The 15,276-nt window shown below is 63.4% G+C and carries 20 protein-coding genes and 1 other RNA gene; 20 read left to right on the top strand and 1 reads right to left on the bottom strand.

All coding sequences use genetic code 11. The features are described 5' to 3' along the window. The first annotated feature begins 91 nt into the window (after positions 1–91). The 7 genes from KF794_12370 (at position 92) to KF794_12340 (ending at position 4,084) form a co-directional block, all read left to right on the top strand. Complete coding sequence (locus KF794_12370) at positions 92–385, top strand: DUF4164 domain-containing protein (protein QYK44555.1); 294 nt, start codon at positions 92–94, stop codon at positions 383–385. Positions 386–388: 3 nt separating this feature from the next. Next, positions 389–772 (top strand): cell division protein ZapA, encoded by a 384-nt coding sequence (locus KF794_12365; protein QYK44554.1) that lies wholly within the window; start codon positions 389–391, stop codon positions 770–772. 45 nt (positions 773–817) lie between these two features. Continuing rightward, a non-coding RNA gene (gene ssrS, locus KF794_12360) (6S RNA) lies at positions 818–971 on the top strand. A gap of 10 nt (positions 972–981) precedes the next feature. Then, entirely contained in the window at positions 982–1,566 is a 585-nt protein-coding gene (locus KF794_12355; protein QYK44553.1) for a 5-formyltetrahydrofolate cyclo-ligase, read from the top strand. Next, a complete protein-coding gene (locus tag KF794_12350) occupies positions 1,566–2,390 on the top strand; it encodes a TIGR00282 family metallophosphoesterase (GenBank protein QYK44552.1) in 825 nt (274 codons plus the stop codon). The genes KF794_12355 and KF794_12350 overlap by 1 nt, the downstream gene beginning before the upstream one ends. A gap of 57 nt (positions 2,391–2,447) precedes the next feature. Then, the gene (locus tag KF794_12345) at positions 2,448–3,194 is read left to right on the top strand and encodes a YebC/PmpR family DNA-binding transcriptional regulator (protein QYK44551.1); all 747 of its coding nucleotides are present in this window, start codon (positions 2,448–2,450) and stop codon (positions 3,192–3,194) included. Continuing rightward, complete coding sequence (locus KF794_12340) at positions 3,191–4,084, top strand: DMT family transporter (GenBank protein QYK44550.1); 894 nt, start codon at positions 3,191–3,193, stop codon at positions 4,082–4,084. The genes KF794_12345 and KF794_12340 overlap by 4 nt, the downstream gene beginning before the upstream one ends. A gap of 38 nt (positions 4,085–4,122) precedes the next feature. On the opposite strand, the gene KF794_12335 is transcribed toward KF794_12340, so the two are convergent. Continuing rightward, the gene (locus KF794_12335; GenBank protein ID QYK44549.1) at positions 4,123–4,899 is read right to left on the bottom strand and encodes a sulfite exporter TauE/SafE family protein; all 777 of its coding nucleotides are present in this window, start codon (positions 4,897–4,899) and stop codon (positions 4,123–4,125) included. Between the two features lie 79 nt (positions 4,900–4,978). Between KF794_12335 and ruvC the strand changes: the two genes are divergently transcribed. The 13 genes from ruvC to tilS all read left to right on the top strand — a co-directional run bounded on the left by ruvC (position 4,979) and on the right by tilS (position 15,269). After that, the gene (gene ruvC, locus KF794_12330; protein ID QYK44548.1) at positions 4,979–5,494 is read left to right on the top strand and encodes a crossover junction endodeoxyribonuclease RuvC; all 516 of its coding nucleotides are present in this window, start codon (positions 4,979–4,981) and stop codon (positions 5,492–5,494) included. After that, entirely contained in the window at positions 5,494–6,111 is a 618-nt protein-coding gene (gene ruvA / locus KF794_12325; GenBank protein QYK44547.1) for a Holliday junction branch migration protein RuvA, read from the top strand. The genes ruvC and ruvA overlap by 1 nt, the downstream gene beginning before the upstream one ends. Further along, positions 6,108–6,614, top strand: a complete 507-nt coding sequence (locus tag KF794_12320) for a hypothetical protein (GenBank protein QYK44546.1) — start codon at positions 6,108–6,110, stop codon at positions 6,612–6,614. Before ruvA ends, KF794_12320 begins: the two co-directional genes overlap by 4 nt. Beyond that, the gene (locus KF794_12315) at positions 6,611–7,135 is read left to right on the top strand and encodes a hypothetical protein (GenBank protein ID QYK44545.1); all 525 of its coding nucleotides are present in this window, start codon (positions 6,611–6,613) and stop codon (positions 7,133–7,135) included. Before KF794_12320 ends, KF794_12315 begins: the two co-directional genes overlap by 4 nt. Then, a complete protein-coding gene (gene ruvB, locus KF794_12310; GenBank protein QYK44544.1) occupies positions 7,132–8,169 on the top strand; it encodes a Holliday junction branch migration DNA helicase RuvB in 1,038 nt (345 codons plus the stop codon). Before KF794_12315 ends, ruvB begins: the two co-directional genes overlap by 4 nt. Next, positions 8,166–8,639 carry a tol-pal system-associated acyl-CoA thioesterase gene (gene ybgC, locus KF794_12305; GenBank protein ID QYK44543.1) on the top strand — a complete coding sequence of 158 codons (474 nt, stop codon included), beginning with the start codon at positions 8,166–8,168 and terminating at the stop codon, positions 8,637–8,639. Before ruvB ends, ybgC begins: the two co-directional genes overlap by 4 nt. A gap of 316 nt (positions 8,640–8,955) precedes the next feature. After that, on the top strand, positions 8,956–9,687 hold the full coding sequence (tolQ, locus tag KF794_12300; protein ID QYK46695.1) for a protein TolQ: 732 nt from the start codon (positions 8,956–8,958) through the stop codon (positions 9,685–9,687). A 23-nt stretch (positions 9,688–9,710) separates the two neighbouring features. Beyond that, positions 9,711–10,154: a protein TolR gene (gene tolR / locus KF794_12295; GenBank protein QYK44542.1), complete on the top strand. Its 444-nt coding sequence runs from the start codon at positions 9,711–9,713 to the stop codon at positions 10,152–10,154. Positions 10,155–10,161: 7 nt separating this feature from the next. Beyond that, positions 10,162–11,052, top strand: a complete 891-nt coding sequence (locus KF794_12290; protein ID QYK44541.1) for a hypothetical protein — start codon at positions 10,162–10,164, stop codon at positions 11,050–11,052. Positions 11,053–11,094: 42 nt separating this feature from the next. After that, complete coding sequence (tolB, locus tag KF794_12285) at positions 11,095–12,420, top strand: Tol-Pal system protein TolB (protein ID QYK44540.1); 1,326 nt, start codon at positions 11,095–11,097, stop codon at positions 12,418–12,420. Positions 12,421–12,621: 201 nt separating this feature from the next. Beyond that, positions 12,622–13,122: a peptidoglycan-associated lipoprotein Pal gene (gene pal, locus KF794_12280; GenBank protein ID QYK44539.1), complete on the top strand. Its 501-nt coding sequence runs from the start codon at positions 12,622–12,624 to the stop codon at positions 13,120–13,122. Positions 13,123–13,366: 244 nt separating this feature from the next. Then, complete coding sequence (ybgF, locus tag KF794_12275) at positions 13,367–14,251, top strand: tol-pal system protein YbgF (protein ID QYK46694.1); 885 nt, start codon at positions 13,367–13,369, stop codon at positions 14,249–14,251. Further along, complete coding sequence (tilS, locus tag KF794_12270; GenBank protein QYK44538.1) at positions 14,226–15,269, top strand: tRNA lysidine(34) synthetase TilS; 1,044 nt, start codon at positions 14,226–14,228, stop codon at positions 15,267–15,269. Before ybgF ends, tilS begins: the two co-directional genes overlap by 26 nt. Positions 15,270–15,276 lie beyond the last annotated feature (7 nt).

Here is a 15,276-nt window from a genome sequence, read left to right as displayed (position 1 = left end):
AACCCCTTGTGTCAAAGTCGCGACGCGCGGTTGACGTGGGGATAAAGCCGCCCCTTTACTGCAAAATCGGACTTCGGCGGCGGACCGATCCATGCGGCAAAAGACAGACGAACCGGTCGTGATCGAGAAGGCGCGCAGGCGCCTCGCGAACGCGCTCGACCTGTTGGAGGCTGCGGTCAATCGCCGCCGCGAAAGCGACCGCCAGCGCGCCGAACTGGAAGCCCAGATTCAGGCGTTCGGCGCCGACCGCTCGCGCCTCGCCGGCGAACTCGACCACGCCCGCGCGCAGGCCGCGACCTTGGACGCAACCAACCGCGAAGTGGCGCAGCGGCTGGATCAGGCGGTCGATACCATCCGCGCCGTTCTGGAAGCGCAGGAGCGCTGAGCGATGGCCGAGGTTTCCGTCACCATCAACGGCCGCGTGTATCGCATGGCGTGTGATCCGGGGCAGGAAGATCACCTTGCGCGGCTGGGGCGCGAACTCGACCAGCGCATCTCGCAGCTTCGCGAATCCTTCGGCGAGATCGGCGACACGCGCCTCGCCGTGATGGCCGCGATCATGGTGGCCGACGAACTCGCGGAGACCAAGCGCAGGCTCCGCATCGCCGATCAGGAAATCCAGAGCCTGCAGGATGCCCGCGAGCACGCGGCGCAACGCTCGGAAGCGAACGAGCGTGCAGTCGCCGATATTCTGGAAACCACCGCCGAGCGTATCGAGCGCATCGCGCAGGGGTTGAACGGCGGCGTCAACGGCGGCGTGGCGCTCGGCTAAAAGTCAAGACTGGCGCTTCTCGTTTGTTCTCCCTAGGTTTGACGGGCGGTGCTGCGGGATGCGACGGAGTAGTATTCCCGGGGCCTTATCGATCCCAACGGGAGCTGTCCCTGATCTGGACCGTGGTCCTAGTCATATGGCGCCCACCTACTTCGTAGGTTTCCCGGGATCGAAGCTCTGACGGTCTCTGCGGCCCGCACTTAATTCTTATGGCCTTATCCATTCCCGAACAGAAACGCGCCCTGCGCAAAGAAATGATCGCGAAGCGCGATGCGCTTTCGCCGATCTTTCGCACGCAGATGGCGGAGAAGATTGCAAAGACAGATGTGCCGTTCGATGTCGCGGAAGGCGCGGTCGTTTCGGGCTGGTTTGCAATCGGCAACGAACTCAACCCCTATCCGCTGATGAAGCGCCTCGCGAAAGAATACGGCGCGACGCTCGCGCTGCCCGCGATTGCGGACGGCAAGCTGATATTCCGCGCGTGGGTACCGGGTATGCAGTTACAGCGTGTCGGCTTCGGGCTATCCGAGCCGGGACCAGAGGCGAAGGAAGTGGAGCCGGATATTCTGTTCGTCCCGATGCTCGCCTTCGATCTGCGCGGCTATCGCATCGGCTACGGCAAGGCTTACTACGATGGCGGGATTACCCGGTTGCGCGCTGCAAAAAAGATTACCGCGGCGGGTCTCGCCTTTGACGCGCAATGCGTCGAGCATGTTCCGGTGGAACCGCACGACCAAAAGCTCGATTATGTGATAACGGAAGCGGGCGTGCGTTTCTCTGCCGGTACGGACTGATGCGAATTCTTTTTCTTGGCGACATTGTCGGGCGTTCGGGCCGCATCGCGGTGGTGGACGTGCTGCCGAAGCTGGTCAAGGAATGGAAACTCGATTTCGTCGGCATCAACGGCGAGAACTCAGCCGGCGGCTTCGGGATCACCGAAGCGATCTATGAAGAACTGTTGGAAGTCGGCGCCGACGCGGTCACGCTCGGCAATCATTCGTGGGACCAGCGCGAGGCGCTGGTTTTCATCGAGCGCGCCCCGAAGCTGATCCGCCCGGTGAATTATCCGCAAGGCACGCCAGGACGCGGCGCGGCTTTACTCGAAGCGAAGAACGGCAAGCGCGTACTGGTCATCAATGCGATGGGCCGCATCTTCATGGAGGCGCTCGACGATCCGTTCGCCGCGATCGAGCGCGAACTCGAAGCGTGCAAATTGCGCGAGCAGGCCGACGCCATCATCATCGACTTCCACGCGGAAGCGACCAGCGAGAAGCAATCCATTGGTTATGTCGTCGATGGCCGCGCATCGCTCCTGCTCGGCACGCATACCCATGCTCCGACTTCCGACTACCGCATCCTGCCTTCCGGCACCGCCTATATCTCCGACATCGGCATGTGCGGGGATTACGAGAGCGTGCTCGGCATGAACCGCGACGAGCCGGTCCGCCGCTTCCAGACCAAGATTCCTTCCGGGCGCTTCGAGCCTGCAACCGGCCCCGCGACGGTATGCGGGATCGCGGTGGAGACCGACGACGCCACCGGACTGGCGGTAAAAATCGCGCCGGTGCGTATCGGCGGCGTGCTGGAACAGGCGCGTCCGGGTTTCTGGCAAGGCTAGCTTTCTTTCGTAAGACCGCTTGCTATAACCCCGCGCATTCCGATCGGGACTCACCACATGGCCGGCCATTCGCAATTCAAGAACATCATGCACCGGAAGGGACGGCAGGACGCCGCCCGTTCCAAGCTGTTCGGCAAGCTCGCGCGCGAAATTACCGTCTCCGCCAAGATGGGGCTGCCCGATCCCAACATGAATCCGCGCCTGCGGGCGGCGATCATCGCCGCGCGCGCAGAGAACATGCCGAAAGACAACATCGAGCGCGCGATCAAGAAGGCCGCGGGCGGCGAAGGCGACAACTACGAGAACATCCGCTACGAGGGTTACGGCCCCGGCGGCGTCGCGCTCATCATCGAGGCGCTGACGGATAACCGCACGCGCACGGTCGGCGAAATCCGCTCCTTCTTCACGAAAAGCGGCGGCGCGCTCGCGGAAACCGGCGCGGTGTCGTTCATGTTCAGCCATGTCGGCGTGATCGAGTACGACGTCTCCAAGGCGAGCGACGACGCAATGCTGGAAGCCGGCATCGACGCCGGCGCGGACGACGTGCTCTCTTCCGAAACCGGCCACGAGATCATCACCGCAGCGGACAACCTGAACGAAGTGCAGAAGGCGATGGAAGCCAAGTTCGGCGAGCCGAAAAAGAGCGGCCTGGTCTGGCGTCCGCAGAACACCGTTGCGGTCGACGACGAGACCGGCGAAAAGCTGATGAAGCTGGTCGAGAACCTCGAAGAGAACGACGACGTGCAGAACGTCTACGGCAACTTCGAAATCTCCGAAGCGCTGATGGCGAAACTTTCCGCGTGAACAATTCTCGCGCGACAGGTTATCTCGCGGTCATCTCCGCGGTGACGATCTGGGGCGCTTGGGTCGCGCTCACGCGCTACGCAGTGATCGGCACGCTGACGCCTGCCGCCGTCACGTTGCTTCGCGTCGGCATCCCCGTCATCTTGCTGGCGCCGGTTCTGTTTCGCACCGGAGTTTGGCCGAAGGGGAAGTCGCTTCCGTTCCTGTTCTGCATTCTCGGCGCGGGCGCGCCGTTTCTTCTCATCATCGGCAACGGGATGCGCTATGCGCCGACGGCCGATGTCGGGCCGCTGGTGCCGGGCACGATGCCGCTGATCGTGGCGCTGCTCTCGGTCGTATTGCTCAAGGAAAAACTTGGCTGGTCGCGCGCGCTCGGCTTCGCGCTATGCGCCGCGGGCGTGCTGACGATTGCGGGCCGCAGCATCCTGACGTCGAGCGGCAATACTTCGTTCGGGCATCTCCTGCTGATCACGGCTGCGTTCTGCTGGGCCTGTTACACGGTCGCGTTCCGCTTCGTCGGCGTGACCGCAATCGAGATGGCGGCGCTGGTGAGCTTCTGGTCGGCGATTGTGATGGTGCCGTTCGGCCTGCCGCCGCTGCTGGAAGCCTTCAACAAGGGGGCCTACAACGACCTCATCGTGCAGGCGATCATTCAGGGCCTCGGCTCCGGGCTGGTCGCGCTGGTGCTCTACAACATCGGCCTTGCGCGGCTCGGTGCATCGCGCGCGGCGGCATTCGTCGCGCTGGTCCCCGCACTCGCGACGGTGATCGCGATTCCGTTGCTGAAAGAAATCCCCGATGCCGCTTCGATTTTCGGCGTGGTCACGACCGGCCTTGGCGTGCTGCTCGCGAGCGGCGTGCTGAACGAGTTACGAGCGAGCCGATCCTGACATTCGCAAATCTTTTCGGCGGACTCTAAATCTACCCACTACCGAAGAAGCCGGTCGAATAGCGGCACGCTGGTGATCGCCGCGATCAGGATGATGAAGTAGGCCGCTTTGCGGTAGCTCGCGTCCGGCACGAAGGCGAATACAAGCGAGCCTATGCTCGCGCCCGCAAGGAACGGCAGGATCATCGCCAGCCCGAAAAACACCGGTTCGTTGGTCAGCAGGCCGCCGAAGCCATAGGCGGCGAGCGACACCACGTCGAACAGCGCAAAATATGTGATCAGGTTGGCGCGCACTGCGACCGCGCTCAGGACGCCGCCGAGCCAGAAGATGATGACCGGCGGGCCGGGGATTTGCGTCGCGCCGCCAAGCAGGCCGGAAGTTGCGCCGACACCGAGCGTCACGGGCAGCGAGGGCTGGCCCTTGTAGCGCCAGCCGCTCGCCAGCAGCACGACGAAGATGACGATCAGCGCCGCAATCGCCCAGCGCAACGGCGTGGGATCGACGTAGATCAGCGCGGCGGTGCCGAGCGGGATGGTGAGGGTGGCCGCGAGAATCATCGGGTTCAGTTCGCGCCAGCGCACATGCGGGAGCGCTGCGATCAGGAACGGCACCGTGCAGATGAAATCCACGATCAGGATCGACGTCACCGCGAAGCGCGGGCCGTAGAGCGCGCCGATCAGCGGCACGTAAATCATGCCCGCGCCGAAGCCGGAAAAGCCGCGCACGAAGCCGGAGCCGAAGGCGATCAGCGCCGCGAGCGCGAGCGTGTCGGCGTGAACCGCGATACTGGCGGGGATAAAGGAGAGCAGGGACAAGCGGGGAGTGCCTTTCCGGAGGGCGCGGGAGTAGCATTTGCCTAGGCAGATTCAGGCGGCAAGGCTATCCAAAGCGGAGATGACGCGCGCGAATCGCATACTCGGCATCGACCCCGGCCTGCGGCGTACCGGCTGGGGCGTGATCGTTTGCGAAGGCAACAAGCTCGGTTACGTCGCCTGCGGCTCGGTGAACTCCGACGAGCGCCAGACGCTTGCCGAACGGCTCGCCGCGATTCATTGCGGGCTTTGCGAAGTGATCGCGCAGCACCGCCCCGACGAGGCGGCGGTGGAAGAGACGTTCGTCAACGCCGATCCGCGCGCGGCGCTGAAACTCGGACAGGCGCGCGGCATCGCGATGCTCGCGCCCGCGCAGGCGGGGCTGACGGTCGCGGAATACGCGCCGAACCTGATCAAGAAAACTATCGTCGGCGCGGGGCGCGCGGAAAAATCGCAGATCCGCATGATGCTGCGCGTGCTGATGCCGAAAGCCGATCCTAAAACCGACGACGCGGCGGACGCACTCGCCATCGCCATTTGCCACGCGCATCATCGAACCTCCGCCGACCTGATGAGCCGCATCGCGGGAGGCGTGTGATGATCGGCAAGCTCAAGGGCATCATCGACAGCTACGGCGAAGACCATGTGCTGATCGACGTGCAGGGCGTTGGCTATGTCGTGCATTGCTCGGCGCGCACGCTGCAATCGCTTCCGCCACAGGGCGAGGCTGCGAGCATTTCCATCGAGACGCATGTGCGCGAGCAGGAAATCAAGCTGTTCGGCTTCACGAACGATATGGAGCGCGAGTGGTTTCGCATTTTACAGAGCGTGCAGGGCGTCGGCGCGAAGGTGGCGCTGGCCGTGCTCTCGACGCTGAAGCCTTCCGAACTCGCGAATGCAATTGCGCTCGGCGACAAGACCGCGGTGTCGCGTACGCAAGGCGTCGGGCCGAAGCTGGCCGCGCGCATCGTTGCCGAACTGAAAGATAAAGCGCCCGCGTTTGCGACGGTCGATCCTTCGGTCGTGCAGTTGCAGGGCGACCTGAACGAGCGCCGCGCGCCGCAGCCGGTAGCGGATGCCGTCTCCGCGCTGGTTCATCTCGGCTACGGGGAAATCCAGGCGAGTGCGGCGGTCGCTGCGGCGGTGCGCGCATCCGAAGAAAACGCGCCGGTGGAGACACTCATTCGTCTGGGCTTGAAGGAGCTGGCGCGATGAGCGCTCCCATCACTACACCGCCGGTGAATCTGACGCGAAAAACGGTGCTGACTTATTTGTTGTGGGGCACTTTATTCTTCGCGCTCGTTCAGATCCTTGCAATTCTTGTAATTTTTTATGCGGGAGTGCTGGTTGGGCGGAGCGATCTCGGGTTCTTCGGCTACACGGTCGGCGCATTCTTCGGCGGCATCTACGCCATCTTGATCTTCTCGCCGGCGTGGGTGTTGTCGACCGTGGTTGCATTGCCGCTCCTGATTGCCTGCGGCTTTGCGGTCGCAGCGTGGAATCGGAATAACGACCGGGTCAGCTTCGTCGGTCCTGTAATTCTTGGCGCGGTATTCGGTGCGCTCGGCTACCTGCTTAAAAGCTGGATTGAGTCGCGGGGGCTGGAATTTTTCCCGCGTACGGGCTGGGATGCCGCTACCGCGGATGTCCTTGCGATGGTGTTCGCCTCCACGATGTCGTGGCGGAGATTCCGCAAAAAGAATCCGGTGACACCATGAACGGCGAAACGGCTACGCCAGCCCGCAAGCTGGGTATTTTTCGGACGCTCGTGGTTTTCGTGCTGCTCGGACCATTCTTCGGCGGCCTGCTGCCTTATCTTGTCGTGCTCGCGGATGTGCTCGGGTCCGCGTCCGGTTCGCGCTCGACGTGGTATGGCACCGCCCTGTCGTTCCCTCTTTTCGCGTTGATCGGCATTCCTTTCGCGGTGTTTTATTTTTACGCCTTCGGTTTGCTGCCTGCATTGCTCAGCGGCGTGATCGTCGGGTTGAAGGAGCGCAAAAGCGGCCCCCATTCGCTTGCGTTCAACATTGCGGTGGGCGTCGCGGTTGGCGTTCTCACTGCCGCGGCCTTCACCTTTCTGATCGCCTACACGCCGCTGTGGCCTGAAGTTTCGGAAATCCCGGTGCGGGGGCTTCTGCTGTCGAACGCGAGAATCCTGCCATTCGCGATTGTCGCGGGTTCGGTGCTGAGCATCCTGCTTTGCAGCCGCATCATTGGCCGGGGCTTGAAATCGTCATGAACTCGCGTCTCGTCTCCGCAGAACAACGCGACAACGATTCCGCAGACGCACATCTGCGTCCGCAGCGGCTTGCCGATTTCATCGGGCAGCAACAGGCGCGCTCCAATCTTTCCGTATTCATCGAAGCGGCGAAGACGCGGAAGGAAGCGCTCGACCATGTGCTGCTCGTCGGTCCGCCGGGCCTCGGCAAGACCACGCTTGCGCAGATCGTCGCGCGCGAACTCGGCGTGAACTTCCGCGCAACCTCCGGGCCTGTGATCGCCAAGGCGGGCGATCTCGCCGCGTTGCTCACCAATCTCGAAGATCGCGACGTCTTGTTCATCGACGAAATCCACCGGCTCAATCCGGCGATCGAGGAAGTGCTTTATCCCGCGATGGAGGATTTCCAGCTCGACCTCATCATCGGCGAAGGGCCGGCCGCGCGCTCGGTGAAGATCGAACTGGCGAAGTTCACGCTGGTCGGCGCGACCACGCGCTCCGGCCTGCTCACCACGCCGCTGCGCGACCGCTTCGGGATTCCGGTGCGGCTCGGTTTCTACGAAGTGGACGAATTGCAGACCATCGTCGAGCGCGGCGCGCGGGTGCTCGGCATCGGCATGAACGCGGACGGTGCGCGCGAGATCGCGCAGCGCGCGCGCGGTACGCCGCGCATCGCGGGGCGGCTGCTCAAGCGCGTCCGCGATTTCGCGTCCGTGGATAAGGTGACGAAGATAGACGCGAAGGCCGCCGACAAGGCGCTCGTGCAACTTGAAGTCGATGCCGCCGGTCTCGACGCGATGGACCGGCGTTACCTGCGCATCATCTCGGATCACTATGGTGGCGGTCCGGTCGGGATCGAGACGCTCTCCGCCGCGTTGTCTGAGCCGCGCGACGCGCTCGAAGACATCATCGAGCCGTTTCTCATCCAGCGTGGCTTCGTGCAGCGCACGCCGCGCGGGCGCATGATGACCGCGCATGCCTACAAGCATCTTGGGTTGACGGAGCCAAAGCGGGATGCTTCGCAGATGCCGCTGTTCGATCAGGGCGATGAATGAAAACTCCGAAAAGCTGGCCCGATCTGGCCGGGCGTATCGTGGACGGCGCGCACATGATGGCGGTGCGCGTCTATTACGAGGACACGGATTTCTCCGGCGTGGTCTATCACGCAAGCTACCTGCGCTTCATGGAACGCGGGCGCACGGATTTTCTGCGCCTGCTCGGCGTCGATCACCGCGCGTTGTTCGAGGAAGCGAATCAGGAAGTGCCGGGCTTCGCCTTCGTCGTGCGCTCGATGAACATCGAATATCTCAAGCCTGCCCACATGGACGACGTGCTGACCATCAAGACCTCGCCCGCGGAGGTTGCGGGTGCGTCGCTGACCATGAAGCAGGAAGTCTTCCGCGGCGAAGAATTGCTGCTGGAAGCGATGGTGAAGGCTGCTTTCGTGTCGGGCGGACGCGCCCGGCGGATACCGGAGGCGCTCCGGAAGGCCATGGGAACGCACATGAGCGCGCACCAGCGCTGACTGCCGCGCCGCTTTGCCGCCGCTAACGTTTCGTTAACCCCATAAGCCATTCTGTTATAGGAATGCCCCGGCTGGGGGTGCCCCAGTTTGGACAGATTCGACGCCGTATTGACGGGCTTATCCGGGGACGGGTTCAGGGCGAGCCGAATTGCCGGTCCTGAGGTTCGCGAAACTTCCGACGCTCCCGATTTCTGCCTCCCGCTTTCGCGGCGCCGGCTGGCGTTAGGACCGGAACGCAAAAGGAATTGCAATGTTCGACGTGCTGCAAGGGACGATCAACGATCTCTGGCTTTGGGTTTCCCATTTTCAGCCGGATATGTTCGCGCAAACGGCGGTGCCCGCGCCGGAAGTGATCCAGCAGAACGCGCCGCCGCCGGCCGCCGATCTCTCGCTGTGGGCGCTGTTCTGGCAGGCGCATCTGGTCGTCAAGTTCGTGATGATCGGCCTGCTGGTTTCCTCGATCTGGGTCTGGGCTATCGTCATCGACAAGACGATCCTCTACGCGCGCACGCGCAAGCAGATGGACCGCTTCGAGGAAGCGTTCTGGTCGGGCAACAGCCTCGAGGACCTCTACCGCAATCTCTCCGCCAAGCCGGTGCACGCAATGCCCGCGCTGTTCGTCGCCGCGATGCGCGAGTGGAAGCGCACCTACGAGGGCGGCGGGCGCGCGGTCGCGAGCCTGACTCAGCGCATCGACAAGGTGATGAACGTCACGATCACACGGGAAGTGGACCGCCTTGAGCGCCGGCTGCTGGTGCTGGCGACCGTCGGCTCGGCCGGTCCCTTCATCGGCCTGTTCGGCACGGTCTGGGGCATCATGACCAGCTTCCAGTCGATCGCCGCCTCGAAAAACACCAGCCTCGCCGTGGTTGCGCCGGGTATCGCGGAGGCGCTGTTCGCCACCGCCATCGGCCTTGTCGCCGCCATACCGGCGACGATTTTCTATAACAAGTTCATTTCCGAGGTGAACCGTCAGGCGCAGCGCATGGAAGGCTTCGCCGACGAATTCTCGGCAATCCTTTCGCGTCAGGTCGACGAGCAGTCATAGGCCAATAGGGTACGGGCACCAATATGGGCGCAGGAAGTTCTTCAGGCGGAATCAGCCGGCGTTCGTCGCGCGTGCGCGGCCGCGGCGTGATGGCCGAAATCAACGTGACCCCGCTGGTCGACGTGATGCTGGTGTTGCTGATCATCTTCATGATCGCGGCGCCGCTGCTCACCGTCGGCGTGCCGATCGACCTGCCGCAGACGCAGGCGCGCTCGGTCGAGCAGGATCGCGAGCCGCTGACGCTTTCGGTCAACGACAAGGGCCAAGTCTTCCTCCAGAACACGGAAGTGAAGATCGAGGAACTGGTCGAGAAGCTGAAGGTCATCGCCAAGCAGGGGCAGGACGAACGCATCTTCGTGCGCGGCGACAAGAAGGTGGATTACGGGACGGTGATGAAGGTGATGGGGCGCTTGCAGGCGGCGGGCTACCGCAAGGTCGCGCTCGTCACCGAAGTCGAGGGAAACTAAGCCTCCCGTGCGTCCCGGTCTGACGATCTCCACCGCCTTTCACGCCCTTCTGCTGGCGTGGGGATTGATCCAGTTTTCCAGCGTGAAGCCGCGCGAAGCGCAGCCGGTCGAGTCGCTACCCATCGATCTCGTCTCCGACGTCACCAAGACCAAGGTCGGCGTGAAGAAGGCACCTGAAAAGATGCTGGAACCGGTGACCAAGGTGGACAAGGTTCAGCCGAGCGATCCGATCAAGCAGTTGATCGACGCTCCCGTCGACAAAAAAGATCTGAAGGCAACTCCGCCGCCTCCGAAGGCGCAGGAACAGGCCGAGAAGACTCCCGAAAAGCAGGAAGAAAAGAAGCCCGACCCGGCGCCGTCTCCGGATGCGAAGCCGCAACCGAAGAAGGAAGAAGTCAAAAAGAAAGAAGAGCCGAAGAAGGAAGAGAAGAAGGTCGCGAAGACAAAGCCGCTCGACATCAAGACGAAGCGCAAGTTCGATCCCGACGAGATCGCAAACTTGATCGACCGGCGCGATCCGACGCGCAAGCAGATCACCGGCGAGAAGAAGACCAACGCGACGCTCGGCACCAAGACCGGCGACTCGAACCAGCTTTCGATGGACGAGCTGATCGCCTTCACGCGGCATCTGGAGAAGTGCTGGAACCTGTTGCCCGGTGTCGGCAACATGGAGCGCGCGGTGGTGCAGTTGCGCGTGCAGCTGAAGCTGGACGGCTCGCTGTCGGCGCAGCCGCAGGTGCTGAACCGCGGCGTGGGTCCGGCCTTCGCCACCACGGCGGAAACCGCGCTGCGCGCCGTGAATGCCTGCGCGCCCTATAAAATGTTGCGCCCGGAGAAGTATAATGTCTGGCGCGACATGATCATCGATTTCGTGCCGCCGGAAACCACCCGCGGCTGATAACGGTTTAACGACTTTCGGAATAGACAGGACTTGCCTCGCATGACCTTCGAGATTTCCCGCCGAAACCTGTTGCTCTCCGCCGGTGGCGCCGCTGCGGCTTCGCTCACCGGCGCGGGCGCGCTTGCGCAGACACGCATCGAAATCACCAAGGGCACGATCCAGCCGCTGCCGATTGCGATCACCGAGTTCGTCGGTGGCGGCGACAACGACATGGCGCGCAACATCAGTGGCGTCATCACCAACAACCTGCGCCGTTCCGGTCTGTTCGCGCCGGTCGATCCAGCGGCCTTCATCGAGCGCATCGCCGACATCGATCAGCAGCCGCGCTTTCAAGACTGGCGCGTGATCAACGCGCAAACGCTGGTCACGGGCCGCGTGCGCCGCTCCGGCGACGGCCGCTACGAGACCGCGTTCCGGCTGTGGGACGTGACCGGCAGCAAGTATCTCGACGGCAAGCAGTTCATCACGCAGCCGGAAAACTGGCGGCGCATCGCGCACATCATCTCCGACCTGATCTATCAACGCCTCACCGGCGAGAGGGGATATTTCGATACGCGTATCGTTTACGTGGACGAGACCGGCCCGAAGGATCGCCGCGTGAAGCGCCTCGCGATCATGGATCAAGACGGCGCGAACGTGCGTTATCTCACGCGTGGCGAGGAACTGGTGCTGACGCCGCGCTTCAGCCCGACTTCGCAGGAAATCGTCTACATGGCCTATGGCCGCGAGAATCCGCGCGTCGTGTTGTTCAACATCGAAACCGGGCAGCGCGAAGTGGTCGGCAACTTCCCCAACATGTCGTTCGCGCCGCGTTTCTCGCCGGACGGCCAGCGCGTGGTGATGAGCCTGCAACAGGGCGCTGCGTCGAGCATCTTCCTGATGGACCTGCGCACCCGCCGCACGCAGCGGCTCACCGATACGGCGGCCATCGACACCGCGCCGTCGTTCTCGCCGGACGGAAAGCAGATCGTGTTCGAATCCGACCGCGGCGGTTCGCAGCAGCTCTACGTGATGAACGCCGACGGCTCGAACCAGCGGCGCATTTCTCCCGCCGACGGCGGGCGCTTCTCGACGCCGGTATGGTCGCCACGCGGCGACGTGATCGCTTTCACCAAGCAGGGCAGCGGCTCGTTCTCCATCGGCGTCATGCGCACCGACGGCACCGGCGAGCGCATCCTCACCGAAGGCTTCCACAACGAAGGCCCGACCTGGGCGCCGAACGGCCGCGTGCTGATGTTCTTCCGCGATCCGGGCGGCAATGCCGGCCCGTCGCTCTTCACGGTCGATCTCACCGGCTACAACGAGCTGAAAGTTCCGACCCCGGCCTATGCCTCCGATCCGGCCTGGTCGCCGCCGCTTTCGTGAGGGCGCTTGCTGACGCGGTGAAAGTTCCGCGTTAACCCCCGGCTAACCACGTTCCGCGGTATTCGACTCGTATTTTCACGGAACGCCCGCCCACACCGCGCCGCAAAGATTTCGTCAAGGTTGATGGAATATTCGCGAGGTGAGGGTGAATTTGACCGGGGGCATTTTCCGGTCGTTAGGGACCATAAGGGAGTAACCGGCATGACGGGTGCGATGCAGCTCGTGCGCGGCGCGCGTTTTGCGGCTTTGATCGCAGTAGCGTTGGCGGCGGCGGCTTGTTCGACCAACCAGGTCACCGATCCGAATAACCAGAATCAGACGAACGCACCTCCGGGTAGCGTGCAGGATTTCGTGGTCAACGTGGGTGATCGCGTATTCTTCGAAAGCGATCAGTCCGACCTGACCGTGCAGGCGCGCGCGACGCTCGACAAGCAGGTGCAGTGGCTGCAGCAATATTCGCAGTATTCCTTCACGGTCGAAGGGCACGCCGACGAACGCGGCACGCGCGAATACAACATCGCGCTCGGTGCACGCCGCGCGCAGACGGTGCGCGACTACCTGATCTCGCGCGGGATTTCCGCCCAGCGGATGCGGACCATTTCCTATGGTAAGGAGCGCCCGGTCGCGGTCTGTAACGATATTTCCTGCTGGTCTCAGAACCGCCGTGCGGTGACGGTGCTCAACAGCGCGCCGGGATCGTAAGGCTCATAATTGAAATCGGAAGCGGCGCCTCCCTGGAGGCGCCGTTTCGCGTTTCAGCCCGGCCCAACTTTAGGCAAAAACCGGACGCACAGGTTCCATCATGAGTTATCTCCGCTGGGGTCTTACGGCGCTCGCCGCAGTCACGTTCGTCATGCCCGCGTCCGCGCAGAACGCGCCGGGCATCAATCCGATTCAGCTTGCGCAGTTCTGGCGCAGGGACGAGCAGCCGGTGCCGCCGGGCGGCATGCGTGGCGACCGCGAACGGGGTGAGAACGGCGACGATAGCGAACTCCTCGGCCGCATCCAGCGCCTCGAAAATTCGCTGCGTCAGCTCACTGGGCAGGTCGAGCAGTTACAGTACCAGAACGATCAATTGCGCCGTGCGCTCGAAGGATTGTCGCAGGGCGATAACCAGCCGCCGCGCACGCAGCTCCAGAAACAGCAGCAGCAACGCAACATCCCGCCGCTCACCCAGCAGGCACCGCCGCCGCAGGTGCAGCAGGACGTTCCGCCGCCACAAGGTCCGCGCGGGCGCAACGATGTATTCGATCCCGATGCGAATCCGAATGCGCCGGGAGCGCCGCGCAATCTCGGTCAGGTGAAGCAGCAGCAACAGCGGCAGCAGGGTCCGCAAGGTCCGATGGTGTTGTCGCCGAACGACCGCAACGATCCGCAGGATCTGCCGCCGCCGGGTGGCAATCCGAACCAGCCGAATGTGGGACCGCAGGCGGTGTTACCGCCGTCGGGAAGCCCGAAGGACGAATACGATCTTGCCTACGGCTACATCCTGCGCCGCGATTACGCGCTGGCGGAGCAGTCGTTCCGCGGCTTCCTCGACCGCCATCAGGGCGACCGCAACGTGCCGCAGGCGACCTACTGGCTCGGCGAGAGCCTGTTCGCGCAGAAGAAATACAACGATGCGGCGGAAGTCTTCCTCGACATCTACAACAAGTATCCGAATAGCCAGCGCGCGCCGGATGCGCTGCTGCGCCTCGGTCAGTCGCTCGCGCTGCTGAACAAGAAGGAAGCGGCTTGCGCTTCGCTCGGCGCCGTGTCTTCCAAGTATCCGAAGGCTTCGGCCCAGGTGAAGAAGAACGTCGAGGATGAGCAGAAGCGGCTCGGTTGCTGACAAGACACCCATCGCGGACAGTGAACTGTCCGCGATCTTCGATGACTTTTCCGGTGTGAAAAAACTCCTGCTCGCCGTATCCGGCGGGCCGGATTCCACCGCGCTCCTGCTGCTCGCCGCGCGCTGGCGCGCGAAACTGAAGCGTGGCCCTGAACTCTGCGCCGCCACCATCGACCATGGTTTGCGCGCCGCTTCGGCGAGGGAAGCGAAAGCGGTCGCGAAACTCGCAGCAAAACTGAACATCCCGCACGCCACGCTGCGCTGGACCGGGAAGAAACCGATCACTGGCTTGCAGGAAGCGGCGCGTGAGGCGCGCTACGCGTTGTTCGTGACGCATGCTGAAGCCATCGGCGCGGACGCGCTCACGACTGCGCATACCCGCGACGATCAGGCGGAGACGGTGCTGCACCGGATTGCGCGCGGCTCCGGCATCGGTGGCCTTGCGGGGATCCGGCGCAAGCGCACGCGCGGAAAAAATCTTCTGCTGGTGCGCCCGTTTCTCGATCTGCCGAAATCGCGGCTGGTGGCGACACTGAAAAAGGCGCGCATCCCATTCGCGAGCGACCCGACCAACCGCGACGACAAGTATCTCCGCGCGCGGTTACGCAAGATTGCGCCGGTACTGGCGCGGGAGGGCATCGACTCCGCAAAGCTCGCATTGCTCGCGAAGCGAATGCTGCGCGCGGAGAAGGCGCTGCGCAGCGCGGCCGATGCGGCAGTTGCGGATCTTTCGCGCGGGCAGGGGGACGGCACGTTTGATGCGGCCGGGTTCTTCGCGCTTCCGGATGAAATCGCGGTGCGCGTTCTGCGCGGCGAGATCGACCGCCGCGGCACCGAGGGTCCGTCGGAACTCGCGAAGGTCGAAAATCTCCATCCCGCGCTGGTGCTTGCGCATGGCGCGCGCGAGGGGGTGAAGCGCACGCTGGCCGGGGCGCTTGTCGAGCTTTCCGACACGGAGCTGCGCATCACCGCCGCACCTGCCAGAAAAGTGAAGGCTGCGAAGGATTTAGGCGTTTAGTATCCGG

This window comes from Xanthobacteraceae bacterium, assembly GCA_019454205.1.
Taxonomy (GTDB): domain Bacteria; phylum Pseudomonadota; class Alphaproteobacteria; order Rhizobiales; family Xanthobacteraceae.
This window is presented reverse-complemented; position numbering and strand designations above follow the sequence as displayed.